The following is a 25,907-nucleotide window of genomic DNA, read 5'->3' as shown; positions in this document are numbered from 1 at the left end:
CCTGAGATCTTCTCTACGCATTCCGCGCATTTGCCGCGACCGGGTGTGGTGACGTTCCCACAACGCCGTAACGTTGGTCTCCGGCCCGTCCCGGACGCCCGCCCGGACGCCGGCGGGCGCGCATCGCAGTCCATCCGACGGAGGCTGGAATCCCGCCATGCATGACAACCGCGCCCTGGTCGAGAAGCGCCTGAAACGAGTTCTGAACCAGCGGCTCAAGCCGGCCGTCCACCGCACGGTCGCCCCCTTGTCCCTCACCGTCTGGCACGTCGACGGCGGCCAGGGTGAGCCGGTGCCGCCGTCGGTCGCGCTGCCCGGCGGCGAGGCGGTCGCCGACGGCCGGTACGTCCCGGTCGAGGTCGGCGAGCGCTGGGGTCCGCCGTGGGGCACGTCGTGGTTCCGGCTCACCGGCGAGGTGCCGGCCGAGGCCGCGGGCCGCCGCGTCGAGCTGTTCATCGACCTGGGCTGGGAGAACCGGTTCGCCGGCTTCCAGGCCGAGGGGCTGGTGTACCGGCCGGACGGTTCGGTGGTGAAAGCGCTGAACCCGCGCAACCTGTGGGTGCCGGTCGCCGACCCGGCCCGGGGCGGCGAGCGCATCGACCTCTACGTCGAGGCCGCCGCCAACCCGCGCCTCGAGGGCGACACGCCGTTCGCCATGACGCCGCTGGGCGAGAAGTCGACTGCCGGCAGCGAGCCGCTGTACCGCATCAACCGGGCCGACATCAGCGTGTTCGAGCGCGACGTCTGGGAGCTCTGGCAGGACCTCGAGACGCTCGGCACGCTCATGCCGGAGCTGCCCGAGGGCGAGCCCCGCCGCTGGCAGATCCTGCGCGCCGTCGAGCGGGCGCTGGACGCGCTGGACCTGCAGGACCTCGCCGCGACGGCGGCGGCCGCCCGCGAGCAGCTCGCCGACGTGCTGGCGAAGCCGGCCAACGCGAGCGCGCACCGCATCTCCGCCGTCGGGCACGCGCACATCGACTCCGCCTGGCTGTGGCCGGTGCGCGAGACCGTCCGCAAGGTCGCACGGACGACGTCGAACGTGGTGAGCCTGCTCGAGGAGTACCCGGACCTCGTCTACGCGATGTCGTCGGCGCAGCAGTACGCCTGGATCCAGGAGCACCGTCCGGAGGTGTTCGAGAAGGTCGCCGAGCAGGTCAAGGGCGGCCGGTTCGTCCCGGTCGGCGGCATGTGGGTCGAGTCGGACACGAACATGCCCGGCTCGGAGGCGCTGGCCCGGCAGCTGGTGTACGGCAAGCGCTACTTCCTCGAGACGTTCGGCGTCGAGACGCAGGAGGTGTGGCTGCCGGACTCGTTCGGGTACTCTCCGGCGCTGCCGCAGCTGGTGACGCTGTCCGGCTCGCGCTGGTTCCTCACCCAGAAGATCTCGTGGAACAAGCAGAACGCGTTCCCGCACCACACGTTCTGGTGGGAGGGCCTCGACGGCACCCGGGTCTTCACGCACTTCCCGTCGGCCGACACCTACGGCGCGGAGCTGTCGGGCACCGAGCTGGCGCACGCGGTGCGCAACTTCCGCGACAAGGGCGACGCCAACCGCTCGCTGGTGCCCTTCGGCTGGGGCGACGGCGGCGGCGGCCCCACCCGCGAGATGATCGCGCAGGCACGCCGGACGGCGGACCTGGAGGGCTCGCCGCGGGTCGCCATCGAGAAGCCGTCGGATTTCTTCGCCGCGGCCGAGGCGGAGTACCCCCACGCTCCGGTGTGGTCGGGCGAGCTGTACCTCGAGATCCACCGTGCCACGTACACGTCGCAGGCCAAGACCAAGCAGGGCAACCGGCGCAGCGAGCACCTGCTGCACGAGGCCGAGCTGTGGTCGGCGACGGCGGCCGTGGCGGGCCTCGTCGACTACCCGTACGACGAGCTGGACCGCATCTGGAAGCTGGTGCTGCTCAACCAGTTCCACGACATCCTGCCCGGTTCCTCGATCGCCTGGGTGCACCGCGAGGCGCGCGATCAGTACGCCCGCATCGCCGCCGAGCTGACCGAGATCGTCGAGCGGGCCCAGCGCGCGCTGGCGGGCGAGGGCAGTGCGACGATCGGGTTCAACGCCGCGCCGCACGGCCGGTGCGACGTGCCCGCGCTGGCCGCCGTCCCGATCGCGCTGTCGTCGCAGGCGTCCACGGAGGTCGTCGCCGCCGAGGGCGGCTACGTCCTCGACAACGGGCTGCTGCGGGTGACCGTCGACGGCCGCGGGCTGCTCACGTCGGTCCTCGACCTGGAGGCCGGCCGCGAGGTGCTCGCCGGTCCCGGCAACCTGCTGCAGCTGCACCAGGACCTGCCCAACCAGTGGGACGCCTGGGATGTCGACGAGTTCTACCGCAACACCGTCACCGACCTCGTTGACGTCGACGAGCTCAGAGCCGACGGCGGCACCGTCCGGGTCGCGCGGCGATTCGGCGACTCGCACGTCGTCCAGGAGATCACGCTGGAGCCCGGCGCCAGGCGCCTCGACATCAGCACCGAGGTCGACTGGCACGAGCGGGAGAAGTTCCTCAAGGCGGCGTTCCCGCTGGACGTGCAGACGCAGCGGGCGGCCTACGAGACGCAGTTCGGGCACCACTACCGCCCGACGCACGAGAACACGTCGTGGGACGCGGCGAAGTTCGAGGTGTGCGCGCACCGGTTCGTCCACCTGGAGGAGCCCGGCTACGGCGTCGCACTGGTCAACGACTCCACCTACGGCCACGACGTGCGCCGCGGCGCGGCGGCCGGCGGCGGGACGACGACCACCGTGCGGCTGTCGCTGCTGCGGGCGCCGCGCTACCCCGACCCGGAGACCGACCAGGGCGTGCACACGCTGCGCTACTCGCTGGTCCCGGGGGCGACCATCGACGACGCGGTCCGCGAGGGCTACGCGCTCAACCTGCCGCCGCGCTTCGTGCAGGGCGCCGGTCACGAGGTCGAGCCGCTGGTCCGCGTGAGCGGCCCGGGCGTCGTGGTGTCGGCGGTCAAGCTGGCCGACGACCGCTCCGGGGACGTCGTCGTCCGGCTCTACGAGGCGCGCGGCGGCCGGGCGGCCGCGACGCTGACGCCGTCGTTCGCGGTGTCCGGTGTCGAGGAGACCGACCTGCTGGAGCGGCCGGTGCCGGCGACGGCGGTCACGAGCACCTCCGCGGACGGTGCGGTCGCTCTGAAGCTGCGGCCGTTCCAGATCGTGACGCTGCGCCTGCGCCGCGCCTGACCAGGTGGTGGCGCCGGCGTGCCGGCGCCACCACCCGTCACACCGTCACGACGCCGGCACGAACTTCACCGCGCTGGTGCGCAGGTAGCCGCGGCCGGCGGCGTTGGAGACGGTGACGTCGCCGCCCGTCCCCGCGGCGAAGTCGAACCGGCCGAGGTGGATCCACTGGTTGCCGCCGGTGGTCTGGTCGATGTCGACGGCGCCCGTCCCGCCGTCATGGGTGACGGTGTACCGCGCGGCGGTCGTGCTGTTCAGGTGGTTCGGCACCCATGCGTAGACGTCGTAGGCGCCGGCCGTGGGCAGGTCCGGCCGCCAGGTGGCCGTCGCCGTGGTCACGTTGCTGGTCCGCGTGCTGGAGCGCAGCCAGCCCGGCACGCTCGACGCCGTCCACGTCCCCTGCTCGGAGTAGCCGGGGTCGGTGATGCCGACGATGCTCATCGGCAGCGGGGTGACGGCGACGGCGGCCGGCGCCGACTCGTTGCCGGACAGGTCGACGGCGCGCACCTCCAGGCGGTGCGCCTGGTCGTTGGCCAGCTCCTCGACCGGGAAGCCCAGCCGCGTGAAGCTCGGATCGGCGATGTGCCCGACCGGCCCCTTGGTGTTCACGAGCTCACCGTCGGCGTAGACGTTGTACCCGAGCAGGTCGACCTCGGCGTTCTGCGCCCAGTAGAGGATGGCGCGGCCGTTCGCCGCCTCGCCGGCCAGCCCGGTGGGCGCGGCGGGTGCCCGCGTGTCGACCGGGATGCGCACCGACACCGGCCGGGACGGCGCCGACTCGCGCCCGGCGCTGTCGACGGCGGTCACCGTGATGTCGTAGCGCTGGCCGGCCAGCATCTCGCGCATCCGGAACCACGGGCGCACCACCGGCTGCCAGCTCACGCGCTGCCCGTCGAGGTAGACGTGGTACCCGACGACGTCCGGGTCGTGGACCTGCCGCCAGTGCCACGTCAGCACCGCGTCGCCGGTCGCGGGCACGGCGTTGACGGTGCCGTTGACCCCCGACGGTGCCGGCGGCGCGGCGTCGCCGGTCGTGGGCACCGGGACGAACTTCACCGCGTCGGCCCGCAGGAACCCCGTGACGCCGTAGTCCTTGCCGAGCTCGACGTAGCCGCCGGTGCCGGCGGCGAAGGCGAACCGGCCGAGGTGCGTCCACCGGTCGACGACGCCGTCGGCCGGCACCACCGTCGTCCCGCCGGCATGTGCGACGGTGAACCGCGCGTCGTCGGTGTTCAGCGCGTTGCCGGGCGTCCACGCGTACACGTCGTACGTGGTGCTCGCCGGCAGGTCGGGCGTCCACCGGGCGGTCGAGCTGGAGCCGCTGGCGTAACGCGTGCCGGACGTCAGCCATCCGGTCACCGTCGCCGACCCCGCCCATGTCCCGGACTCGGTGTAGCCGGGGTCGGCGTCGTCGACGACCACCGCGGGCGTGAACATCGCCGCGTCGGCGCGCAGTGTGCCGGTGCCGGCGGCGTCGCCGGTGACGCGGACCCCGTGGCCGCTGCCCGGGGTCAGCTCGTACGAGCCCAGGCTGACCCAGCGCTGGCCGGCCGTCCGCTGGTCGACGACCACGTCGGTGGTGCCGCCGGCGTGCGTGACGGTGTAACGGGCGGCCGTGTGCCCCGTGCTGAGGAAGCTGGGATTCCAGACGAAGACCTCGTACTCGCCGGCGTCGTCGACCTCCGGTGTCCACGCCGCCGTCGCGCCGGACTCCGTCGACCGGCGCGTCTCGCGGTCCTGGTAGCCGAACGCCTCGCCGGTGTCCTCCCAGGCTCCGGTCTCGGCGTAGCCGGGCTCGCCGTTGTCGACGACGATGCTGCCGGGCGTCGCGCGGTTGCCGTCGTCGGTGGGGGCGTAGTAGCGGAAGTAGTCCCACGTGGTGACGCCGGGCAGGTCGCTCTCGTCGACGGGTGCGGTGTACCCGAGCGTGGTGAGCCAGATGCTCTGCAGGCCGTGCGGACCGGGGTACGGCTGCACGCGGGCGAGCACGCCGTCGACGTAGTAGCGGATCTCGTTCGGCAGCCACTCGAAGCCGTACGTGTGGTAGCCGTCGGAGCTGTCCGGCCCGACGTACACGCCGCCCTGGTTGCCGATGTGCTCGGGCACGAACCAGTGGGAATGGTGCTGGATGCGGTCGGGCGCGTGCGAGTCGATCTCGAACCCGTCGATCTCGTTCACCCGGTTGTTCGGCCCCTTGTAGAGCGGCGTGTCCGGCATGCTGTCGCCGAGCCCGGTGGTCCACATCGCCGAGTGGAAGCCCTGCTCGCCCCAGAGCTGTGCGCGCGTTTCGTAGTAGCCGTAGCCGAACCACTCCTTGCTGATCACGCCGCCGCAGGTGTAGGGCATGCCGTTGCGGTCCTCGCGCTTCAACGCGATGTGCAGCAGGCCGCCGGAGACCGTCACGTTGTCCGGGCTGTTGGAGCAGATGACCTTCTCGCCCTCGCGGTAGTACCAGTCGTCGGTGTTCAGGCCGGTGCCGTCGGCGTTGACGCCGTCGAACTCGTCGGCCCAGGCCAGTTCGTACCCGGGGATGGGTGCGGCCGGCTCGGCGGCGGGTTCCTCGGCGGCCGCCGGCTGCGGCGCGGCGGCCAGTGAGGCGGCGCTCAGGGCGGCGACGGCGCTCAGGGCGGCGACGGCGCTCACGGCCAGCGCGGACCAGGCGCGGGCCGGCCGGTTCAGGGCGGAAACGTTCACGTGACGACCTCCTGGACGGGACGGGGGCTCACTGGCGGACGAGCTTGACGGCGTCGGCGCGGATGCAGCCGGCGCCGGTGCGCTCGACGCGGACGGTGTAGGGGCGGTCCTCGGTCAGGTTCAGGGCGCCGCCGACCGGCACCCAGGCGTTGCCGGTGGCGCCGAAGTCGACGGGCGCGCTCGCGAGCGTCGTACCGCCGTCGAGCACCGTCACGGGGGCGTCCGCCTGCCCGCCGGTGCCGCCGACCCGGTGGACGTACGCGCGGTAGCTGCCGGTGGCCGGGGGCCGGACCGTCCAGTGCGCGGACGCGCCCGGGTCGCAGGAGTACCGGTTGGTCAGCCGGCCGAACGACGGCAGGCTCGACGTCGCCCAGCCGGTGCCGGTCTCGGCGTATCCGCCCGCGGGATCGTCGTTGTCGGCGTAGGCGTCGCGCTCGTAGAAGCGGACGTAATCGAACTGGACCGTGCCCGGCAACGCGCCGTCGTCGACGCCCGGGCTGTCGTTGAGGTCGATCGCGATCGCGGTCAGCCACACGTTGAGGAAGTTGTGCGTGTACGTGCTCGGCGAGTACGGCGTGCTCCAGGCCAGCGCGCCGTCGACGTAGAACCGCACCTCGTCCTCGCGCCACTCGTACCCGTACACGTGCCAGGCGGCCGAGGTGTCGAACCCGACGTCGTAGATGCCGCTGGTCAGCGTGCCCTGGGTCCAGGCGATGACGTTGTGCCGGATCTGACGGGGCACGTGCGAGTCGATCTCGAAGCCGTCGATCTCGGTGCGCGGGCCGGTGGCGCCGTTCTCGGCCGACCAGAAGGCCGTGTGCCAGCCGCTGCCGGTGTTCGTCCGTACCCGCGTCTCGTAGTACCCGTAGCGCGGCTTCTCCCTGCTGATGAGGCCGCCGCCCGTGTACAGCGTCGTCGCGCCGGTCGGGGTGCAGGACGGGCCGGACGTCCCGCGCGGGCACAGACGGATCGTCATGACGCCGCCGCCGACGGTGACGTTCTCGGGCCGCTGCGTGCTCCAGCCCTTGGTGTCGGTGCGGAAGGTCCAGCGGGTGGTGTCGACCGCGGTGGTGTCGAACTCGTCGGCCCAGCTCAGCGCGTAGCCCGCGGGGGCGGCGAGCGCCTGCTCGGTCGGGGTGGACGTCGCCGGCGCTCCACCGGCGACCAGCAGCGCAGCGGCGGCCGAGAGCACGGTGATGCACGCACGAACCCGCATGGCGACCTCCTCGTCACGAGGAGACTACGACCATGCGGGTTCAATGTCTACAATGTGAATGCGGCATCTAGGTCGCTGGGGTTACTGGCCGATCTGCCGGTTGCGGCGGCCGCGCAGGCGGCGCCGCTGCGACGGGTCGAGCATCAGGTAGCCGGCGACCGGGATGCCGATCAGCAGCACGACGAAGAGCCAGAAGGGCAGCAGCCAGAGCGCGAGGATCACCGCGGCTGCTCCTCCGACGATCCATCCGGTGTTCTTGCCCATGGCGTGTCCTCTCTCGGGGTCTGCTCTTCCATTGTCCCCGGTGAACGGCGTTTTCGCCTCCATCCTCGGGAGGGCTCTTCCCTTACGGGTCCGACCAAGACGTGGCGAACCCCTGTCGGTCGGTGGCGATGGGCGGGTAACGTCTGCGGGCGATGAAGGTCGTCGTCGCCGCCGAGACCCGTGACCACGAGCGCCGGGTGGCGCTGGTGCCTGACCTCGTCGGCCGGCTGACCAGCGCCGGGCTGGAGGTCGCGGTGGAGTCCGGGGCCGGCCTGGGCGCGTTGCATCCCGACGAGGCCTACGAGGCCGCGGGCGCGACGATCGTGCGCGGCGACGTGCTGACGGCCGCCGACGTCGTGCTCTCCGTGCAGCCGCTGCCGCCCGGCCGCCTGGCGACGCTGCGCAGTGGCGTCGTCACCGTCTCGCTCCTGCCGGTCACGCAGGAGCCGGACGTCGTCCGGGCCGCCCGCGACGCCGGCGTGACGGCGTTCTCGCTGGAGCTGGTGCCGCGCATCTCGCGGGCGCAGTCGATGGACGCGCTCACGTCGCAGGCGCTGGTCGCCGGCTACCGAGCGGTTCTGGTGGCGGCGGAGAAGCTGCCGCGGTTCTTCCCGCTCTCGATGACCGCCGCCGGCACGATCCCGCCGGCCGAGGTGCTGGTGCTCGGTGCCGGCGTGGCCGGGCTGCAGGCCATCGCGACGGCTCGCCGGCTCGGCGCCCGCGTGCAGGCCTACGACGTCCGCGCCGCGTCGGCCGACGAGGTCCGCAGCCTCGGCGCGCAGTTCGTCGAGCTGGACCTGCCCAGCCTGGAAGGTGCCGGCGGCTACGCGCGCGAGATGACCGAGGAGCGCGCCCAGCTGCAGCGCGACCTGCTGGCGCCGTACGTGTCGGCGTCCGACGTGCTCATCACGACGGCGGCCGTGCCGGGTCGCACGGCGCCGCTGCTGGTGGAGCGGCCCGCCGTCGAGGCGATGAAGCCCGGCAGCGTCGTCGTCGACCTCGCGGCAGAGTCCGGGGGCAACGTCGAGGGCAGCGTCCCCGGCGAGGAGATCGTCGTGGGCGGGGCGCTGCTCTGGGGAGCGCGGAACGTGCCGAGCCAGCTCCCGGTGCACGCGAGCCGGCTGTTCGCCGCCAACGTCGTCAACCTCGTGCTGCTGATGACGGCCGACGGCAAGGTCACGCCCGACTTCGCCGACGAGATCGTCGACGGCGCCGCCGTCACCCACGACGGCGTCGTCCGGCATGCCCCGACCCGCGAGCTCCTGGAGGCCGAGTGACCGAGGGCGTCGCGCTGCTGACGGTGTTCGTGCTGGCGGTGTTCGTGGGGTTCGAGGTCGTGTCGAAGGTCTCGTCCACCCTGCACACCCCCCTGATGTCCGGCGCCAACGCGATCCACGGCGTCATCCTCGTCGGCGCGGTCATCGTGGCCGGGACCGCGGACGAGGCCGGCGTGCTGGTGGTCGCGCTGATCGCCGTCGTGCTGGCGACGCTGAACCTGGTCGGCGGGTTCGTCGTCACCGACCGGATGCTGGAGATGTTCGGCGCCAAGCGGCCCGGCCCGCCGTCCGCGGAGGTCGCTGCGAAGGAGGACGGCGCGTGATCCCCGTCTGGGCGCAGGTCTGCTACGTCGTCGCCGCCGTCTGCTTCATCCTCGCCCTCAAGGGCCTGTCGTCGCCGAAGACGGCGCGGCGCGGCAACCTCGTCGGCGCGTTCGGCGCGCTGCTCGCCGTCGTCGTCACGTTCATCGCCTACGACATCGGCAACCTCGGCTGGATCCTGCTCGCGGTCGCCGTCGGTGCGGTGGGCGGCGCGCTCGGGGCGCGGCGGGTCGCGATGACCGCGATGCCGCAGCTGGTCGCCCTGTTCAACGGCGTCGGTGGCGGCGCGGCCGCGCTGGTCGCGCTGCTGGAGCTGTCCGAGCCCGCCCGCGCCGGCATCGAGCGGTCCACCGGGTTCGGCGACTTCGCTTGGTTCGCGCTCCTGCCGGGCGACCTCACCGAGTCCGAGATCTCGCGGATGGTCGAGATCCTCGGCACCGGGAGCCTGACCGCCACGGCGTTCACCGCGCTGATCGGCTCGGTGTCGTTCTCGGGGTCGGTCATCACGTTCCTCAAGCTGCAGGAGCTGATGACCGGCCGCCCGATCACGTTCCCCGGCGGGCCGTTCGTGTTCGGCGGCGTGCTGGTGGCGGCGCTCGGCCTCGGCGTCTGGACGGTCGCGACCGGCAGCGTGACGCTGGCGATCGTCCTGGCACTGGTCGGCCTGCTGGCCGGCGTGCTGCTGGTGCTGCCGGTCGGCGGCGCGGACGTCCCGATCGTCATCTCGCTGCTCAACGCGTTCACCGGCCTCGCGGTGGCCGCCGGCGGGTACGTCCTGGAGAACGCACTGCTGCTGGTCGCCGGCACCCTCGTCGGTGCGAGCGGCACCATCCTGACGCGGGCCATGGCGCACGCGATGGGCCGCTCGGTGTCGTCGATCCTGTTCGGCGCGTTCAAGGGCGGCTCGACCGCGGGCGGCGGCCAGGCATCGGATCGCCCGGTCCGCTCGGCCGGCCCCGACGACGTCGCGATCATGCTGGCGTACGCGCGGCGCGTCATCGTCGTGCCGGGATACGGGCTGGCGGTCGCGCAGGCGCAGCACACGATCCGCGAGCTGGTCGACCTCCTGGAGAAGCGCGGCGTCGAGGTCGGCTACGCGATCCACCCGGTCGCCGGGCGCATGCCTGGACACATGAACGTGCTGCTCGCCGAGGCGAACGTGCCGTACGAGCAGCTGCTCGAGATGGATACCGCCAACGGCCAGCTGCGGACGGCGGACGTCGCGCTGATCGTCGGCGCCAACGACGTCGTCAACCCCGCCGCGCGCACGTCGCCCGGGTCGCCGATCTACGGCATGCCGATCCTCGACGCCGACCACGCCGGCGCCATCGTGTTCCTCAAGCGGTCGATGCGCCCGGGCTTCGCCGGCATCGAGAACGAGCTGCTCTTCGACCCGAAGACGACGCTGCTGTTCGGCGACGCCAAGGCCTCGCTGACCGCGCTCGTGACGGCGCTGAAGTCCCTCTGACCCGCCCGGGAATGATCACGTTCAGCACGAAATCCCGTGCTGCAACACGCGTTTTCGTAGTGAACGTGATCATTCCGGAGCGGGGGACGGCGAGGCCGGGAGGCCTCAGTCGACGACGCCGTAGAGGCGGTCGCCGGCGTCGCCGAGGCCGGGGACGATGTAGCCCTTCTCGTTGAGCCGCTCGTCGACCGCCGCCGTCACCACCGTGACCGGCACGCCCAGCTCGCGGGTCTCGTCCTCCAGGTGCTGCACGCCCTCGGGTGCGGCGAGCAGGCAGACCGCGGTGATGTCGTCGGCGCCGCGGTCGACCAGGAACCGCACGGCCGCCGCCAGCGTGCCGCCCGTGGCCAGCATGGGGTCGAGGACGTAGCACTGCCGCCCCGTGAGGTCGTCGGGCAGCCGGGTGGCGTACGTGGTGGCCTGCAGGGTGTCCTCGTCGCGGATCATGCCGAGGAAGCCGACCTCGGCCGTCGGCACCAGCCGGGCCATGCCGTCGAGCATGCCGAGGCCCGCACGCAGGATCGGGACGATCAGCGGCTTGGGCGAGCTGAGCTTCACGCCGGTGGTCGGCGCGACCGGCGTCTCGATCTCGACGGTGTCGACGCGCGCCTCGCGGGTGGCCTCGTAGGCCAGCAGGGTGACCAGCTCGTCGGCGAGCCGCCGGAACGTGGGCGAGTCGGTCTTGGCGTTGCGCAGCACGGTGAGCTTGTGTGCGACGAGGGGGTGGTCGACTGCCAGCAGACGCATGCGAGGAACCTATCTGATCGGCCGAGGCCGGCAGCGAGGTCCCGGAAGGAATCCGGGCGGGCTCTCGACCAGTCGGGTGTGCTGGTGCTAGCGTCCCCCGAGTGTGCAGGGGTTGCGTCTGAAGAACGGAGGCCAGATGCCCGAGGGCGCCATCGCCGAGCCTGTCGGCTCGGGTGCAGACGAATCCCCAACCCCCAGCGGTGAGCTCGTCACCGACGCCGCACGCCTACGTCAGCGGGCCGTCTTCCTGCGCGAGCTGGCCGAGGCCCGCGCGCTGCTCGCCCGCTCCACCCCCTGGCACGGCCGGACGGCGGGCCTGCGCCGGCGGCTACGCCAGAGCATGTAGGGACCGCTCCGTCCACGAGAGGGTCCGGTGGTGTCCGACGGTGAGGGCGTCGTCGACTTCGTGGTCGTGGCCTACCGCGAGGACGGACGCTGGCTGGTCGAGACGGCGCCGCGCCGGCTCGGACACGACCTCGGCAAGCTCGTCGACCTGCTGCGCCAGCGGCCGGGCGAGGGCGGGTCGCTGGCGTTCGTCTCCGTCGACGAGGACTTCTTCTACGCCGTCCGGCTGATCGGCGGCGAGCTGCGGCTGCTGCTGTCCGACGTCACGGCCGCGACGGACTGGCCGATGGCCCGCGACGTGGTCGAGCGGCTCGGGCTGCCGCTCCCCGACGACGACGACCCCGTCCAGCCGGCCGGCGACCTCGCGATCTTCGCCGACCTCGGCGTCGACCCGATGGCGCTGGCCGCCATCTGCGACGACCTCGACAGCTACCCCGATGAGATGCTCATGCAGATCGCCGCCCGCGCGGGCTTCGGCCCGCAGCTGGACGACGTCCTGCCCTGACGGCGGTCTAGAGTCCGCCGCGCAGCTCCAGTGCCGCCGCGACGCGGTCGACGGCGAGCGCGTAGGCGGCCTCCCGGTAGCTGCAGTGGTGCTCCTCGCTGAAGTCGGCGACCTCGGCGAACGTCCGCTCGATGCGCCCGCGCAGCTCCGTCGCGAGGCGCAGCTCGTCCCATGGGACGCCGGCGACGCCCTGGGCCCACTCCGCGTACGCCGCGATGGCCGCACCACCGCCCGCCAGCAGGTCGGGGACGACCCGCACCCCGCGCGCGTCCAGGACGGCGTCGGCCTCCGGCGTGACGGGGTGCGCGGCGCCCTCGACCACGATGCCCGCGCGCACGCCGTCGACGTTGAACGCGGTCAGCACGTCGCCGGTCGCGGCCGGGATGAGCACGTCGCAGTCCAGCGTCAGGAGCTCATCGGGCGCGACGCGCTGCAGCGGCGCCCCGGAGTCGGCGACGGAGTACCCGGCGGCCGTCGCGCGCAGCAGCTCGCGGACGTCGAGCCCGCGCTCGTTCAGCACCGCGCCGCCCGCATCGCTGACGGCGACCACCCGCACGCCGCGCACGTACAGCTCCCGCGCGACCCAGGAGCCGACGTGGCCGAAGCCCTGGATGGCCACCCGCTGCGCGCCGAGGTCGAGCCCCCAGCGCCGCGCCGCCGCCTCGAGCACGTACACCAGTCCACGACCGGCCGCCGCGTCGCCGCCGGGGACGCCGCCGAGACTCAGGGGTTTCCCCGCGACCACGCCGGGCGCGTGGCCGTGGCGGTTCCCGTAGGCGTCGAGGAACCACGCCATCACGCGCGCGTCGGTGTTGAGGTCGGGCGCGGCGACGTCCAGCCGCGGCCCCATGACATGGCTGACGGCGAGCGCGTAGCGGCGGGTCAGCGCCTCGAGCTCCGTCGCCGAGAAGTCGGCCGGGTCGATCCGCAGGCTGCCCTGGGCGCCGCCGAACGGCAGGCCGTGCAGCGCGGACCGCCAGGTCATCAGCGACGCGAACGCCCGCGTCTGGTGCAGGTCGGCCAGCGGATGGAAGCGCAGCCCGCCGAGGTACGGCCCGCGGGCGCCGTTGTGCTGGACGCGGTACCCCTGGACGACGGCGACGCTGCCGTCGTCGCGGCGCAAGGGCAGCTGGACGCCGAGCTCGCGGTCGTGCAGCTTGAGCAGCTCGTTGACGCCGGGCCGCAGTTCGAGCAGCTCCGCCGCCCGGTCGACGCAGCGGTCGACGGCGATGTCAGCGGTGAGGCCGCGGTCGACCATCGAGAGGGTGGTGAGGGTCATGGAGTCTCCCGCAAAGCGAACGTTCGTTCTTCTAAGCTTCGCACCGGTGGCGTGGTCTCGTCAAAGAGTTTCTGGTCGTTCCTGTGGTGACGCTGAGAATCTTCGGCGAGCGGCGGGAACCCCGAGGCTGACGCCGCTGCCCCGTTAGGGTCGGGGCCCATGGAGGGTCCGGACCATGAAGGAACCGGAGCGAAGGAGTCCACGTGTACGGCCCGAGATGTGAGGAGCGTTGATGTCCGCGGGACCGTCCGGCCGGCGCTACGAGCCGCTCATGCGCCTCGCCCTCGCCGAGGCCGAGCTGGCTCCGGCGACCGGCGACGTGCCGATCGGCGCCGTCGTCGTCGACGAACGCGGCGTGGTGCTGGGGCGCGACCACAACCGGCGTGAGGCCGACGCCGACCCGACCGCGCACGCGGAGGTGCTGGCGCTGCGGTCCGCGGCTGCCGCGGCCGGCTCGTGGCGGCTGGAGGGCTGCACACTGGTCGTCACGATGGAGCCGTGCTCGATGTGCGCCGGAGCCCTCGTCCTCGCCCGCGTCGACCGCCTGGTCTACGGCGCGCCGGACCCCAAGGCCGGCGCCGTCGGGTCGCTCTGGGACCTCGTCCGCGACAGGCGGCTCAACCACCGCCCGGAGGTCATCTCCGGCGTCCTCGCCGACGAGTGCGGCGCGCTCGTCCGCGACTTCTTCGCCACCCACCGCTGAGCGCCGTTGTTCGCCTGGGGCTCCGCGCGCTCTCCGCACCCGGTCGTGCGACAGCTCACCCGCGCGGGAGCCGGACCGGGCTCCGGCCGCCCTCGTATTCGGACCTGCAGCGAGTGAAGGGCGTCCGCGGCGAGTGAGGAGCGGGCCGATTTCCTACGGCAGCGGGGGTCCGGTACCCTCGACGGCGGTAGCGTGTCCGAGCGGCCTAAGGAGCACGCCTCGAAAGCGTGTGTGGGGGCAACTCCACCGTGGGTTCAAATCCCACCGCTACCGCCAGCGTGTCAGAGCCCGCCCCGGAACCCGGGGCGGGCTCTGTCGCTCCTGCTGCTCGTCGCGCGACCAGGGCTGCCCGCGCTCTACGCTCTAGACCTGCCGCGATGCGGCTCGGCCACAGGGGACGGGGGTGCGGCGTGACCGTCGACACGCTCAACGTCTTCCTGCTCGCCGGCGCCCTGGTGCTCATCGCCGCGGTCGTCGCGGTGCGGGTGAGCCTCAAACTCGGGCTGCCCAGCCTGGTGCTGTACCTGCTGATCGGGGTCGCGATCGGCGAGTCGGGTCTCGGCGTCCAGTTCTCCGACCCCGACATCGCGCGGTCGTTCGCCTACGCCGCGCTCATCGTCATCCTGGCCGAGGGCGGGCTGACGACGCAGTGGGACGAGGTGCGTCCGGTCTTCGGCATCGGGTTGTCCCTGGCGACCGTCGGCGTCGTCGTGAGCACGGCGGTCGTCGCCGTCATCGGCCACTACCTGCTCGGCCTGGACTGGCTGCCGGCGATCCTGCTCGGTGCGATCTTCGCGCCCACCGACGCTGCCGCGGTGTTCTCGACGCTGCGACGGCTGCCGCTGAGACGGCGCCTGTCCGGCGCGCTGGAGGCGGAGTCCGGCCTCAATGACGCGCCGGCGATCGTGCTGGTGACGATCCTCAGCGCCAGTCACGGTCCCGACGACGGCTTCCTGATGATCGGGCTGACCGTGGTGTACGAGCTGCTCGGCGGCGCGGGTCTCGGCTACGTCGTCGGGCGGGTGGGCGCGGCGATCCTGCGGCGGACGGCGCTGCCGGCGTCGGGCCTCTACCCGCTGGTGGTGCTCACGCTGACGATGCTCGCGTACGGCGTCGGCGCGTTCGCGCACATGAGCGGGTTCGCGGCGGTGTACATCGCCGCACTCGTGCTGGGCAACTCCCACCTGCCGCACCGCGCGGCCACGCGGTCGTTCGTCGAAGGGCTGGCCTGGCTGGCGCAGATCGGGCTGTTCGTCATGCTGGGCCTGCTGTCGTCGCCGTCCGACATGCCGGGCGCCTTCGTGACGGCGGTCGTCGCGGGCGCGGTGCTGACGTTCGTGGCCCGGCCGATCTCGGTGTGGGCGGCGACGGCGCCGTTCCTCATGTCGGTGCGCGAGAAGGTGTTCGTGTCCTGGGCCGGGCTGCGTGGCGCGGTTCCGGTCGTGTTCGCGACCATCCCGCTGGCCGAGGGCGTCGAACGCGCGGAGTGGCTGTTCGCCGTCGTCTTCATCGTCAGCGTGCTGTACACGCTGATCCAGGCGCCCACGCTGCCGTGGCTGGCCACCCGACTCGGCATGGTGCCGGCCTTCCCGACCCGCGACGCCGACGTCGAGTCCGCGCCGCTGGAGCGGCTGGACGCCGACCTCATCCACGTCCGCGTGCCGCCCGGCTCGAAGCTGCACGGCGTCGAGATCGCCGAACTGCGGGTCCCGCAAGGGGTGGGCGTCGCGCTGATCGTCCGCGGCGACACCTCGATGGTCCCCGGGCCGCGGACCAAGCTGTTGCAGGGCGACGAGATCCTCATCGTCGCGCCGCGGGCGCTGCGCCGCGCCACCGAGGCCCGGCTGCGCGCGGTCGGACGCCGCGGCCGCCTCGCCGGCTGGTTCGGCGAACGCGGCGGCGCCGAACCCGACGACGACTAGGTGTTGCGGGTCGGGCGTCGACGTCGCAACGCTGATCTGCGTGCCTCACGCCCGGGTCAGCGCGTAGAGGAGGTGACGAAGCGTGTTCGCCTCTTCGTGGTCTTCGCGCCAGATGAGTCGTAGTTGCAGCGGAGGCGCGTGCACGTCGAGCTTTGCGAGCCGTCGTGAGCCGAGGTCGGCGTGCACTGCGAACTCGGGTAGTAGCGCGATCCCGCGACCGGCGGCGACCCAGTCACGGACCTGCGCAAGTCCGCCGACGGCGGTGAGGTCGATGTCGGGGCCTAGCCAACGCTTGGTGGCCATCCAGAACGAGCAGCGGGCTTCCCTGCCGATCAGACCTCCGGTCTGCTGGATGTCCTGCATGGTCACCGGACGCCCGAGCAACGGATGATCTGGCGGGACCACGACGGTCATGGAGACCTCGCGGACGTCGAGATACTCCAGGGCTGAGGCGGGTTGAGCGAAGCCAAGATCCCCGATGCGTTCTCCTACGTCGAGGACGACCGCGACGTCGATCTCGCCGCGATCTAGCGCGTCGAGGAGCCGACCACGGTCGGGATCGGGGCGTAGCCGCACCTGGAGGTCCGGCCGGGCTCGGCGCAGGTCGTCCAGGACAGCTGGTAGGAGCTCGTCGGCGATCGAGGCCTGCGCTCCAACGCTGAGTCCTGGAGCTGCGTGAAGTTGGTCCGCTGCGGCATCGAGTGTCTCCAGCGCTTCGCCTGCTCTGGTGAGATATGCACGGCCGGCCGTGGTCGGACGCATGCCGGTCCGATCGCGGGTGAACAACGAGGCCCCGAGTTCACCTTCGAGCCGGCGTATCCGATCAGAGATCGACGACGGGGCGAGGCCCAATGCGGCGGCCGTCTGGTTGACAGTCCGATGCTGCACCAGCGCGATCGCCGTGCGCAGTTGCTCCAGGTCCACACGCCGACCTTAGGCCGGCGTTCGGATATTCCGAATGGCGACGCGGTGGTGCCGGTCGAACCGAGCGCGCTGAAGGAGGACCGTCCTCCTCGAGGAACCACACTTGCCAGAGCCGAGGAGATCCATGCCCGAGGTATCAGCCAACCCCGCCCGGCGCCACCAGCGACGACCCACACCACAGCTCCTAGGCATATCGCTGGCCTACTTCATGGTGCTCCTGGACACCACAGCGCTTGCCGTGGCCGAGCCCAGCGTCATGACCTCACTCCACACCGACGTGGTCGGTGTCGGGTGGGCAACCACGATCTACACCATGGCCCTGGCATCCGCCCTGGTCTTCGGCGGCAGCCTGGCCGACCGGTTGGGGGCCTACGGAGTCTTCGTCGTCGGAGTATTCGGCTTCGGTGCAGCATCCTTGGGCTGCGCACTCGCGCCGGCTCTGTCGGTTCTCTTGGCGATGCGGGCACTGTTGGGGCTGTTCGCCGCAGCCATCATCCCGAGCTCCCTGAGCCTGATCGCCAGCCTGTATCCCGACCCGGGCCGCCGTGGAAACGCGATCAGCGCTTGGGCCGCGATCAGCGGCATAGCGATGGCTGCCGGACCCGTCCTGGGCGGGTGGCTCATCGCCGTCGACGACTGGCGGGCCGTCTTCGTGATCAACGCTCCGATGGCCCTCATCGTCCTGGCGCTCTGCCGTACATCGATCACAAGCACACGGGACGCCCGCGCCCTCTCGTGGCTACCTCACCTCGGACTCGCCGCAACCTTGGCCACCGCGACGCTCGCGATCACCCAGGCGGGGCAAGGCTCCTGGCTGATGGCTGCTGTTTACGCTCTCATCGCCGTGGGGCTCGCCTACGGCACTGCCGTGGTGGATCGAACCTCACCCGCACCACTGGTCGCGGTGGCGCTACGCGGGAACCGCCCGGTATGGACGGCCTTCGGGTGGGGCGCCGCGGTCAACTACGCCCTGACCACGGTGATCTTCTCCATCCCACTCCTACTCCACACGAGTGCAGAGGCGGCCGGAGCAACGCTGCTGCCGATGACCTTGCTGATCGCCGTGAACCCGCTGCTCACCGGGCGCATCGTCGCCGCTCATGGACCGCTGAGGCCGATCCGGATGGGCTTTCTCGCCTTCCTGATCGGGCTGTGCCTGGTCGGGGCTGCAACGGCAGTCCAGCATCAACCGGTCATCCTCGCTCTCGGGCTCCTACTCAGCGGGCTGGGAGTGTCCTGGACACTGCCCGCCTTGGTCGGCTTTGCCGTCAACCACGCCGCCGCCGAAGCCAGAGGCTCAGTCGGCGGCATCCTCAACGCCACCCGACAGGTCGGGGCGACCATCGCGGCCGCCGTCGCCAGCGCCATCCTGACTCAGCACCACAGCAGCACGACCGCAGCCCTGCCGTTCCTGATCGCGGCGGCCGTCTGCGCGCTCGGCCTTCTCACCGCCACCACACAGCGCGTCGCCCGTGTTCATGCGCCGAGCCGGGGTCTGGTTCGCCGCGCACGACATCACCCGGATCGAGCGCATCGTCATTGACAACCCAGCCCTGTGACAACTAGGGCGCGGCCTGGCAGGGCGGCAGGCCGGCCGCCGGCGTCGCGGGCGGCGCGGCCGGATCGGCCAGCGCCTGGAACGCGTCACCGAGCACGAGGTCGATGGTCGCCTCGGTGCGCTCGTCGGGCACGTACACCGCACCAGGGACGAGCGTCGCGACGAGCTCGGCGGCGGCCTGGTCGTCGGGCCGCGACCGCACCTCGGCCGTCCCGGTGATGGAGCGCTCGAGCGGGTCGTTGTCGACGTCGACGACGACGAAGCCGCGCGCGCGGACCTCGCGGGCGACGGTGGAGGCCAGCCCGTTGCGGTCGGTGGAGTTGTAGACGTTGACCTGCACGTCGGCCGGTGCGGGCGCGGCCGTCGGTACACCGGGGGCGCACGGCTCGCCCGTGGGGCCCGAGGCGGTGGTCTCGCCGTCGTCGACGACGTTGGACCAGCTGTACCACGCGGCCCCGATGACCACCCCGATCAGGACCAGCAGGGTCACCGAGGTGCGGATGCGCCGCCAGCGGTGCCGCCGCGCAGCCTCCTCTACGGTCAGCTCCTCATCCTCGAACGCCATGGGGGTGCTCCGGTGCCGGGGGCGGTGCCGCGTGGACGGGGGTCGTCGTGATCAGGTCAGCCTAGCCAGGAGGCTCCCGTTGCCGCAGGTCATGCCTCGGTGTCCGGGAGCAGCAGCACGCGGGCGTGGATGACCGGCCGCTGCTGCAGCGCCGCCCGGAGGGCCCGGTGCAGCCCGTCCTCGAGGTACAGCTCGCCGCGCCATTCGACCACGTGGGCGAAGAGGTCGCCGTAGAACGTGGAGTCGTCGGCCAGCAGGGTCTCGAGGTTCAGCGTGCGCTTGGTGGTGACCAGTTCGTCCAGGCGGATCTGGCGCGGGGGAAGCTCGGACCACGCCCGCAGACCCGTGTCGTGCTCCGGGTAGGGCTTGCCGTCTCCGACGCGCTTGAAAATCACCTAGCGCAGTCTAAACTGCGCCCGTCGTTTCGCCAGGCATATCCTGCTCCAGGTGCGGAACCAGGGCGACGACCCCGTGTCGGCCGTGCGGCAGGGCTATGCCTTCGACGGCGACTGCCTCGAGCTGGGCGCGCTCGTGGCCGACGGCGCGCCGCTGGCCGACGTCCCCGTGCGGGTGCCGTTGTCGATGCTCAACCGGCACGGCCTGATCGCGGGTGCCACGGGTACCGGCAAGACGAAGACGCTGCAGGTCATGGCCGAGCAGCTGTCCGCCGCCGGGGTCCCGGTGTTCGCCGCGGACATCAAGGGCGACCTGTCCGGGCTCGCCTCGCCGGGATCACCGGACGAGAAGGTCGCGGCCCGCGCCCGGTCCGTCGGGCAAGAGTGGGCGCCCGAGGCGTTCCCGGTCGAGCTGCTGCGCCTCGGCGACGACGGGGTGGGCGTGCCGGTCCGCGCGTCGGTGACGTCGTTCGGCCCGACGCTGCTGGCGAAGGTCCTCGAGCTGAACGCGACCCAGGAGAGCTCGCTCGGCCTGGTGTTCCACTACGCCGACACCGCCGGGCTGCCGCTGGTCGAGCTCGCCGACCTGCGCGCCGTCATCCAGCACCTCACGTCGCCCGAGGGCAAGCCGGACCTCGAGGGCCTCGGCGGGCTGTCGAAGCAGACGGCCGGCGTGATCCTGCGCGAGCTGGTCAACTTCTCCGCGTCCGGCGCCGACGCGTTCTTCGGCGAGCCGGAGTTCGAGGTCGGGCAGCTGCTGCGGACCGCCGGCGACGGCCGCGGCGTCGTCACGCTGCTGGAACTGCCGTCGGTGCAGGACCGGCCGGTGCTGTTCTCGACCTTCCTCATGTGGCTGCTGGCCGAGCTGTTCGAGGAGCTGCCCGAGGTGGGTGACCTCGAGAAACCGAAGCTGGTGTTCTTCTTCGACGAGGCGCACCTGCTGTTCACAGACGCGTCCAAGGACTTCCTCGCCGCCCTCATCCAGACGGTGCGGCTGATCCGCTCCAAGGGCGTCGGGGTGTTCTTCGTCACCCAGTCGCCGAAGGACGTGCACGAGGACGTGCTGGCCCAGCTCGGCAGCCGGGTCCAGCACCAGCTGCGGGCGTTCACGCCGAACGACGCTGCCGCGCTGCGGGCCGCCGTCCGGACCTATCCGACCTCGTCGTACGACCTGGAGGAGCTGCTGACGACGCTCGGCATCGGCGAGGCGGTGGTCACCGTCATGTCCGAGAAAGGTGCGCCGACGCCGGTCGCGCACACGATGCTCCGGGCGCCGCGGTCGCTGATGGCGCCGTCGCCTCCCGACGTGCTCGCCGGTGTGGTGACCGCGTCGCCGCTGGCCGCGACGTACGGCGAGCGGGTCGACCGCGAGTCGGCGTACGAGCTGCTCAGCGGTCGCATCGCCGCCGGTCCGGGCGCTCCTGTCGCGTCAGGGGAGCCGCTGACCACGGAGGAGGAGATCAAGCGGCTGGAGGCGGAGATCCGCGGCCTCCCGGTGCCGGGCACGGTGCCGCAGCCCGCGCCGTCGTCGCCCCGGAGATCGGCGGCTCGCTCGGACGGCCCGTTCGACGCCTTCCTCGAGACCGCGGGGCGCGAGCTGGCGAAGGAGATCGTCCGCGGCGTCTTCGGCACCCGTCGCCGGCGCTGAGCGGACCTCCCCGCTCCCAACCCAAAGTCGATCTTGGAGTTGTTCGGGTATCTACCGGACATTTCGCCCGGCAATCACCGAAGAACTCCAAGATCAACGGGAGTGGTGGGGTCCGTCAGGGCGGGTCGAGCTCGGACAGCCGGCGAGCGAGGTAGCGGCGCTCGGCGTCGTTGGCGGCCACGGCGAGCGCCGCGCGGTACTGCGCCGCGGCCGCGACACGATCGCCGGCGCGGCGGAGCAGGTCAGCGCGGGTGGCGGGCAGCAGCGGGTAGCCGTCCAGCTCGGCGGCGACGGCGTCGACCTGCGCGAGCCCGGCCGCCGGCCCGTCCGCCATCGCGACGGCGACCGCCCGGTTCAGCCGGACCACCGGCGTCGGCTGGTGCTCGAGCAGCTGGTCGTAGAGCTGGACGATCCGCGTCCAGTCGGTGTCCTCGGGCCGCGGAGCGACCGCGTGACAGGCGGCGATCATCGCCTGCAGCTGGTACGGGCCGGGCCGCTCGTGGTCGAGCGCTCGCCGCAGAAGGGCGACGGCGTCGGCGATGGCCGCGCGGTCCCAGCGAGTGCGGTCCTGCTCCTCCAACGGCACCAGCTCGCCGTCCGCCGTGGTCCGGGCGGCGGCGCGGGCATCGTGCAGGCGGAGCAGCGCGAGCAGGCCGAGCGCCTCCGGCTCGTCCGGCAGCAGCTCGACGACCAGGGCAGCCAGCCGGAGTGCCTCGCGGGTGAGCTCCGGGCGCGTCAAGCCGTCGCCGCTGGTGGCGCCGTAGCCCTCGTTGAACAGCAGGTAGACGACGCCGAGGACGGCGGCGGTGCGCTCGGGCAGCTGGTCCGGCGGCGGCACGCGGTACGGGATCGCGGCGGCCCGGATCTTCCGCTTGGCCCGGACCAGCCGCTTGGCCATCGTGGCCTCGGGGACGAGGAACGCCCGCGCGATCTCCGTCGTCGTCAGGCCGGCCAGCGTGCGCAGCGCCAGCGCGACCTGCGCCTCGAACGCCAGCGCCGGATGGCAGCAGGTGTAGAGGAGCCGCAGCCGGTCGTCGTCGGGTCGCGTCGCGGGCGCACCGGATGGCTCGTCCGCCGTCGCCGCGAGCAGCCGCAGCTTCGCCTCGCCGGCCTTCGCCCGCCGCAGCCGGTCGAGCGCCCGGTGGCGTGCCGTCGTGGTCAGCCAGGCGCCGGGGCGGTCCGGGACGCCGTCACGCGGCCAGGTCTCCAGCGCGGCGGCGAACGCGTCGGCGGCGCATTCCTCGGCGAGGTCCCAGTCACCGGTGCGGGCGATCAGCGCCGCGACGATCCGGCCCCACTCGTCGCGGAACGCCGCGGCGACCGCCGCCCGGACGTCGGTCATCGGACCGGGCGGATCTCGACCTGCCCGAACCGCGCGGCGGGATGACCGGCCGCGATCTCGACGGCCTCGTCGATGCCGGAGCACTCGATCAGGGCGAAGCCGCCGATCTGGTCCTTCGTCTCCATGAAGGGGCCGTCGGTGCGCAGCACCTCGCCATCGCGGACCCGCACCGTCGTCGCCGTCCGGCTCGGGTACAGGCCCTCGTGCGCCCGGAGCACACCGCGTCGCTCGAGGTCGGCCATCCACTCGTGGAACCGGCGCAGGCCCTCCTCGTTGACGACGTCGGGCTCGCGGTCCTCGTCGGCGCTGATCAGCAACATGTATCGGGTTCGTTGGTCCACAGTGTCCATCGTGCGCCATCCCGTTCGTCGTGGGGTCGACCCGTCCACTCTCTCTGATGTCGAGGAGTTCCGATGTTCACCACCACGTCCGCCGACGGCACGACGATCGCCTACGACCTCGAGGGGTCCGGCTCGCCGATCGTCTTCGTCTCCGGCGCGTTCAACGACCGGCACACGCTGGCACCCGTGGCCGCCGAGCTGGCGTCGTCCCACACCGTCGTCTGCTACGACCGGCGTGGCCGGGGCGACAGCGGCGACACCGCGCCCTACGCCGTCGAGCGCGAGATCGAGGACCTCGCGGCCGTCCTCTCGGTCGTCGGCGGCTCCGCGGCCGTGTTCGGCTTCTCCTCCGGCGCGAACCTCGGGCTGCTCGCCGCGTCGCGGAGCCTGGCGGTGTCCGCGCTGGTGCTGTACGAGGCGCCGTTCGCGCTCTCGCCGGACGACCGGCGTGCCGATTCGGACCTGCCGGAGCGGCTGGCCGCGCTGATCGCGGCCGGTCGCCGGGCGGACGCCGTCACCACGTTCCAGCTCGAGGGGATCGGGCTGCCGCCGGAGATGGTCGCCGGGATCCGGCAGTCGCCGTTCTTCCCTCAACTGGAGGCCATCGCCCCGACCGTCGTCTACGACGCGACCCTCACGGCGCCGCCGTACGACCGTCCGACGCCGGAGATGCTCGCGGTGAAGGTGCCGGTGCTGGTCCTGACCGGCGCCGAGACCTGGCCCATGCTGCGGCGGACGGCCGAGGCGTTGCCGGGCTTGCTCCCCGACGCTCGCTACGTCGCGGTGCCCGGCGGAGAGGACCACACGATCCCGGCCGAGGCGACGGCCGCCGCGGTGCGGGACTTCCTGGCCCGATGACGGCCCACGTCAGCGCCGCCCGCGCGCGTCGTCGATGGCGCGGGCGAGGCGGCCCAGGCCGGACTCCCATCCGAAGCCGGGGGTGAGGCCCGCCGCGTGCCTGGGACGGAAGCCGAGCCGGAAGCGCATGCCCTCGTCGTCGTCGCCCGCTGTGACGACGTGCGACCAGCGGTCCGGGACGTCCGGCGGTGCGACGATCCAGAAGTAGTGGCGGACGCGTGAGGGCGCCGAGCCGTCGGCCCAGACGCGCGACTCGAGGTAGACCGGTGCGGAGTGGACGACCACGCCGGTCTCTTCGGCGAGCTCGCGCAGTGCCGCCTGGGCCGGCTGCTCGCCCGGCTCGACGCCACCGGCGGGCACCTGGACACCGGCGCGCGGGGACGCGGTGTGTTCGAGCACCAGCAGCTCGGCGGGGTCGCGGGTGAGGTAGATCAGCGCCTTCTCGCGCCAGGCGTTCTCCTGGGCGAGTCGGCGCGCCTCCTCGAAGGAGACCACACGATCGGGCGTTGCCGGCCCAGTCACGCGCATCATCCGCGCCAGCTTAAGCGCCGCCCGACCGGCCCCGGACGAGGCCGGTGCGGCTGCCCTGGAAGGGGGTTGGCGGAGGATAGGGGATTCGAACCCCTGAGGGATTGCTCCCAACACGCTTTCCAAGCGTGCGCCCTAGGCCACTAGGCGAATCCTCCGCCGGAGAGGGTATCCGACGAGAGCGCTCCGCCTGAAATCGAGAGCGCGTTGTGATGCCGCGCCGCCGACCACGTACACTGGCAGCCGACCCCTCGCGTGGCGGCACCCCGCCTAACTCCCCCAGGGCCGGAAGGCAGCAAGGGTAAGTGGGCTCTACCGGGTGCGCGAGGGGTCCTTTCGTCCCTCCTGCCTGGCGATCTGCGTCCGGGATGGGAATCTGTCGGCGGGGGCGACTAGGGTTCGCAAGGTGTCGTCGCTCGCTCTGTATCGCACCTATCGGCCAGGCCGGTTCGCTGACGTGGTGGGGCAGGAGCATGTCACCGTCCCGCTGATGCGAGCGCTGGCCAACGACCGCGTCCACCACGCCTACCTGTTCTCCGGGCCGCGCGGCTGCGGCAAGACGTCGTCGGCGCGCATTCTGGCGCGGTCGCTGAACTGTGAGAAGGGCCCCACCGACGAGCCGTGCGGGCAGTGCCAGTCGTGCATGGACCTCGCGCCGAACGGGCCCGGCAACATCGACGTCGTCGAGCTCGACGCCGCCACGCACGGGCTGGTCGACGACGCCCGCGACCTGCGCGAGAAGGCGCACTTCGCGCCGGTGTCGTCGCGGTTCAAGATCTACATCATCGACGAGGCACACCAGCTCGGCCCGGGTGCGGCGAACGCCCTGCTCAAGCTGATCGAAGAGCCGCCGGCGCACCTCAAGTTCATCTTCGCCACCACGGCGCCCGACAAGATCATCGGCACCATCCGGTCGCGTACGCACCACTACCCGTTCCGGCTCATCCCGACGAAGACGCTGCAGCAGAACCTCGGCTGGATCTGCGAGCAGGAGGGCGTGCCCATCGAGCCCGCCGCGCTGGCGCTGGTCGCCCGGGCCGGGGCGGGATCCGCGCGCGACGCCCAGTCGATCCTCGGCCAGCTCATCGCGGGTGCGGGCGACGACGGCGTGACGTACGAGCTCGCTGTGGCCCTGCTGGGCTTCACCGACGCCGCCATGCTCGACCAGGTCGTCGAGGCCATCTCCGCCGGCGACGGACGGTCCGTCTACGCCGCGGTCGACCAGGTCATGGACGCCGGCCACGATCCCCGCCGCTTCCTCACCGACCTGCTCGAGCGGTTCCGCGACCTCATCGTCCTGAGGGCCGCGCCCGACGCGGTCGCCGAAGGGCTGCTGGACCTCCCGCCCGAGCAGGCCGAACGCATGGCCATGCAGGCCGCGCAGTTCGGCCCGTCCGACCTCGTCCGGCTCGCGGCCGTGGTCGACGAGGGCATCACCGCGATGAAGGGCGCCACGCCCACGCGGCTGCAGCTCGAGCTGGTGTGCGCGCGGTTGCTGCTGCCCGGCGCCGAAGACACCGTGTCCGGCGTCCAGGCCCGCCTCGACCGCATCGAGCGACGGCTCACCGGCGGCGAGCCGCTTCCGCCGGTGACGGCGCCGGCCGCCCAGCCCGCTCCGGCGCCGGTCGGGGAGACCCCGCCGGGCATGTCCAAGAGGGCGGCCGCGTTCGCGCGGGTCAACCCGCCTGCTGACCCATCGACGACGACGGCGGCAGCGGCGGCTCCGCCCGGGGCGGCCCCGACGACGACACCCGCGGCGGCGACCCCGGCGACACCTGCGCCGACGACGCCCGCCGCTCCGACGGCGCCGG

At 72.4% G+C, this 25,907-nt stretch carries 23 protein-coding genes, 2 tRNA genes and 1 other RNA gene; 14 read left to right on the top strand and 12 right to left on the bottom strand.

Annotated features, from left to right (window positions below; all coding sequences use genetic code 11):
- Window positions 1-157 precede the first annotated feature (157 nt).
- On the top strand, window positions 158-3,199 hold the full coding sequence (locus tag DY240_RS18300; protein WP_119661275.1) for an alpha-mannosidase: 3,042 nt from the start codon (window positions 158-160) through the stop codon (window positions 3,197-3,199).
- A gap of 45 nt (window positions 3,200-3,244) precedes the next feature.
- Here DY240_RS18300 and DY240_RS18295 read toward each other — a convergent pair whose 3' ends face one another.
- From DY240_RS18295 to DY240_RS18285, 3 genes are all read right to left on the bottom strand, one after another.
- Window positions 3,245-5,890 carry a golvesin C-terminal-like domain-containing protein gene (locus DY240_RS18295; protein ID WP_119661274.1) on the bottom strand — a complete coding sequence of 882 codons (2,646 nt, stop codon included), beginning with the start codon at window positions 5,888-5,890 and terminating at the stop codon, window positions 3,245-3,247.
- A 28-nt stretch (window positions 5,891-5,918) separates the two neighbouring features.
- The gene (locus tag DY240_RS18290) at window positions 5,919-7,106 is read right to left on the bottom strand and encodes a family 16 glycosylhydrolase (RefSeq protein WP_119661273.1); all 1,188 of its coding nucleotides are present in this window, start codon (window positions 7,104-7,106) and stop codon (window positions 5,919-5,921) included.
- Between the two features lie 81 nt (window positions 7,107-7,187).
- The gene (locus DY240_RS18285; RefSeq protein WP_119661272.1) at window positions 7,188-7,370 is read right to left on the bottom strand and encodes a hypothetical protein; all 183 of its coding nucleotides are present in this window, start codon (window positions 7,368-7,370) and stop codon (window positions 7,188-7,190) included.
- Between the two features lie 152 nt (window positions 7,371-7,522).
- Between DY240_RS18285 and DY240_RS18280 the strand changes: the two genes are divergently transcribed.
- Genes DY240_RS18280 through DY240_RS18270 form a run of 3 tightly spaced genes read left to right on the top strand, consistent with a single transcriptional unit; the run spans window position 7,523 to window position 10,436 of the window.
- Window positions 7,523-8,647 carry an NAD(P) transhydrogenase subunit alpha gene (locus DY240_RS18280; RefSeq protein ID WP_119661271.1) on the top strand — a complete coding sequence of 375 codons (1,125 nt, stop codon included), beginning with the start codon at window positions 7,523-7,525 and terminating at the stop codon, window positions 8,645-8,647.
- Window positions 8,644-8,970, top strand: coding sequence for an NAD(P) transhydrogenase subunit alpha (locus DY240_RS18275; RefSeq protein ID WP_119661270.1), 327 nt, complete (start codon window positions 8,644-8,646; stop codon window positions 8,968-8,970). Before DY240_RS18280 ends, DY240_RS18275 begins: the two co-directional genes overlap by 4 nt.
- Window positions 8,967-10,436 carry an NAD(P)(+) transhydrogenase (Re/Si-specific) subunit beta gene (locus DY240_RS18270; protein WP_119661269.1) on the top strand — a complete coding sequence of 490 codons (1,470 nt, stop codon included), beginning with the start codon at window positions 8,967-8,969 and terminating at the stop codon, window positions 10,434-10,436. Before DY240_RS18275 ends, DY240_RS18270 begins: the two co-directional genes overlap by 4 nt.
- A 105-nt stretch (window positions 10,437-10,541) precedes the next feature.
- Here DY240_RS18270 and upp read toward each other — a convergent pair whose 3' ends face one another.
- A complete protein-coding gene (gene upp / locus DY240_RS18265) occupies window positions 10,542-11,183 on the bottom strand; it encodes a uracil phosphoribosyltransferase (RefSeq protein WP_119661268.1) in 642 nt (213 codons plus the stop codon).
- A 103-nt stretch (window positions 11,184-11,286) separates the two neighbouring features.
- Here upp and DY240_RS18260 point away from each other — a divergent pair, with 103 nt between their 5' ends.
- Window positions 11,287-11,529 carry a hypothetical protein gene (locus tag DY240_RS18260; RefSeq protein ID WP_199701723.1) on the top strand — a complete coding sequence of 81 codons (243 nt, stop codon included), beginning with the start codon at window positions 11,287-11,289 and terminating at the stop codon, window positions 11,527-11,529.
- A 30-nt stretch (window positions 11,530-11,559) separates the two neighbouring features.
- Window positions 11,560-12,033, top strand: a complete 474-nt coding sequence (locus DY240_RS18255) for a tRNA adenosine deaminase-associated protein (protein ID WP_199701721.1) — start codon at window positions 11,560-11,562, stop codon at window positions 12,031-12,033.
- Between the two features lie 7 nt (window positions 12,034-12,040).
- Here DY240_RS18255 and DY240_RS18250 read toward each other — a convergent pair whose 3' ends face one another.
- A complete protein-coding gene (locus DY240_RS18250; RefSeq protein ID WP_119661266.1) occupies window positions 12,041-13,312 on the bottom strand; it encodes a Glu/Leu/Phe/Val family dehydrogenase in 1,272 nt (423 codons plus the stop codon).
- Between the two features lie 271 nt (window positions 13,313-13,583).
- Between DY240_RS18250 and DY240_RS18245 the strand changes: the two genes are divergently transcribed.
- The 3 genes from DY240_RS18245 to DY240_RS18235 all read left to right on the top strand — a co-directional run bounded on the left by DY240_RS18245 (window position 13,584) and on the right by DY240_RS18235 (window position 15,937).
- A complete protein-coding gene (locus DY240_RS18245; protein WP_119661284.1) occupies window positions 13,584-14,015 on the top strand; it encodes a nucleoside deaminase in 432 nt (143 codons plus the stop codon).
- Between the two features lie 186 nt (window positions 14,016-14,201).
- Window positions 14,202-14,291: transfer RNA gene (locus tag DY240_RS18240), tRNA-Ser, on the top strand.
- 101 nt (window positions 14,292-14,392) lie between these two features.
- Entirely contained in the window at window positions 14,393-15,937 is a 1,545-nt protein-coding gene (locus DY240_RS18235) for a potassium/proton antiporter (RefSeq protein ID WP_119661265.1), read from the top strand.
- 45 nt (window positions 15,938-15,982) lie between these two features.
- Here DY240_RS18235 and DY240_RS18230 read toward each other — a convergent pair whose 3' ends face one another.
- Window positions 15,983-16,861, bottom strand: coding sequence for a LysR family transcriptional regulator (locus DY240_RS18230; RefSeq protein WP_119661264.1), 879 nt, complete (start codon window positions 16,859-16,861; stop codon window positions 15,983-15,985).
- A 124-nt stretch (window positions 16,862-16,985) separates the two neighbouring features.
- On the opposite strand from DY240_RS18230, the gene DY240_RS18225 reads away from it, so the two are divergent.
- Entirely contained in the window at window positions 16,986-18,404 is a 1,419-nt protein-coding gene (locus DY240_RS18225) for an MFS transporter (protein WP_119661263.1), read from the top strand.
- Between the two features lie 19 nt (window positions 18,405-18,423).
- On the opposite strand, the gene DY240_RS18220 is transcribed toward DY240_RS18225, so the two are convergent.
- Complete coding sequence (locus DY240_RS18220) at window positions 18,424-18,984, bottom strand: LytR C-terminal domain-containing protein (RefSeq protein WP_119661262.1); 561 nt, start codon at window positions 18,982-18,984, stop codon at window positions 18,424-18,426.
- Between the two features lie 89 nt (window positions 18,985-19,073).
- Window positions 19,074-19,379, bottom strand: coding sequence for a type II toxin-antitoxin system VapB family antitoxin (locus DY240_RS18215; RefSeq protein ID WP_119661261.1), 306 nt, complete (start codon window positions 19,377-19,379; stop codon window positions 19,074-19,076).
- 43 nt (window positions 19,380-19,422) lie between these two features.
- Here DY240_RS18215 and DY240_RS18210 point away from each other — a divergent pair, with 43 nt between their 5' ends.
- A complete protein-coding gene (locus tag DY240_RS18210; RefSeq protein ID WP_119661260.1) occupies window positions 19,423-21,027 on the top strand; it encodes a helicase HerA-like domain-containing protein in 1,605 nt (534 codons plus the stop codon).
- 115 nt (window positions 21,028-21,142) lie between these two features.
- Here the strand turns inward: DY240_RS18210 and DY240_RS18205 are convergent, their stop codons facing one another.
- Together DY240_RS18205 and DY240_RS18200 are read right to left on the bottom strand one after the other, a co-directional pair.
- Window positions 21,143-22,369: an RNA polymerase sigma factor gene (locus tag DY240_RS18205; RefSeq protein ID WP_119661259.1), complete on the bottom strand. Its 1,227-nt coding sequence runs from the start codon at window positions 22,367-22,369 to the stop codon at window positions 21,143-21,145.
- Entirely contained in the window at window positions 22,366-22,689 is a 324-nt protein-coding gene (locus tag DY240_RS18200) for a YciI family protein (protein WP_119661258.1), read from the bottom strand. The genes DY240_RS18205 and DY240_RS18200 overlap by 4 nt, the downstream gene beginning before the upstream one ends.
- A gap of 93 nt (window positions 22,690-22,782) precedes the next feature.
- On the opposite strand from DY240_RS18200, the gene DY240_RS18195 reads away from it, so the two are divergent.
- Window positions 22,783-23,568, top strand: coding sequence for an alpha/beta fold hydrolase (locus DY240_RS18195; protein ID WP_119661257.1), 786 nt, complete (start codon window positions 22,783-22,785; stop codon window positions 23,566-23,568).
- Window positions 23,569-23,577: 9 nt separating this feature from the next.
- Here the strand turns inward: DY240_RS18195 and DY240_RS18190 are convergent, their stop codons facing one another.
- Together DY240_RS18190 and DY240_RS18185 are read right to left on the bottom strand one after the other, a co-directional pair.
- Window positions 23,578-24,090, bottom strand: a complete 513-nt coding sequence (locus DY240_RS18190) for an NUDIX hydrolase (RefSeq protein ID WP_199701709.1) — start codon at window positions 24,088-24,090, stop codon at window positions 23,578-23,580.
- 76 nt (window positions 24,091-24,166) lie between these two features.
- A tRNA-Ser gene (locus DY240_RS18185) sits at window positions 24,167-24,254 on the bottom strand.
- An 84-nt stretch (window positions 24,255-24,338) separates the two neighbouring features.
- On the opposite strand from DY240_RS18185, the gene ffs reads away from it, so the two are divergent.
- Together ffs and DY240_RS18175 are read left to right on the top strand one after the other, a co-directional pair.
- Window positions 24,339-24,435, top strand: an RNA gene (gene ffs, locus DY240_RS18180) — signal recognition particle sRNA small type.
- A gap of 67 nt (window positions 24,436-24,502) precedes the next feature.
- A partial coding sequence (locus DY240_RS18175; RefSeq protein ID WP_119661282.1) for a DNA polymerase III subunit gamma and tau occupies window positions 24,503-25,907 on the top strand: 1,405 nt, incomplete at its 3' end.

It is taken from the genome of Jiangella rhizosphaerae (assembly GCF_003579925.1).
GTDB classification, from domain to species: domain Bacteria; phylum Actinomycetota; class Actinomycetes; order Jiangellales; family Jiangellaceae; genus Jiangella; species Jiangella rhizosphaerae.
The sequence above is the reverse complement of the archived record's forward strand: the minus strand, read 5'-3'. Positions and strand labels throughout refer to the sequence as shown.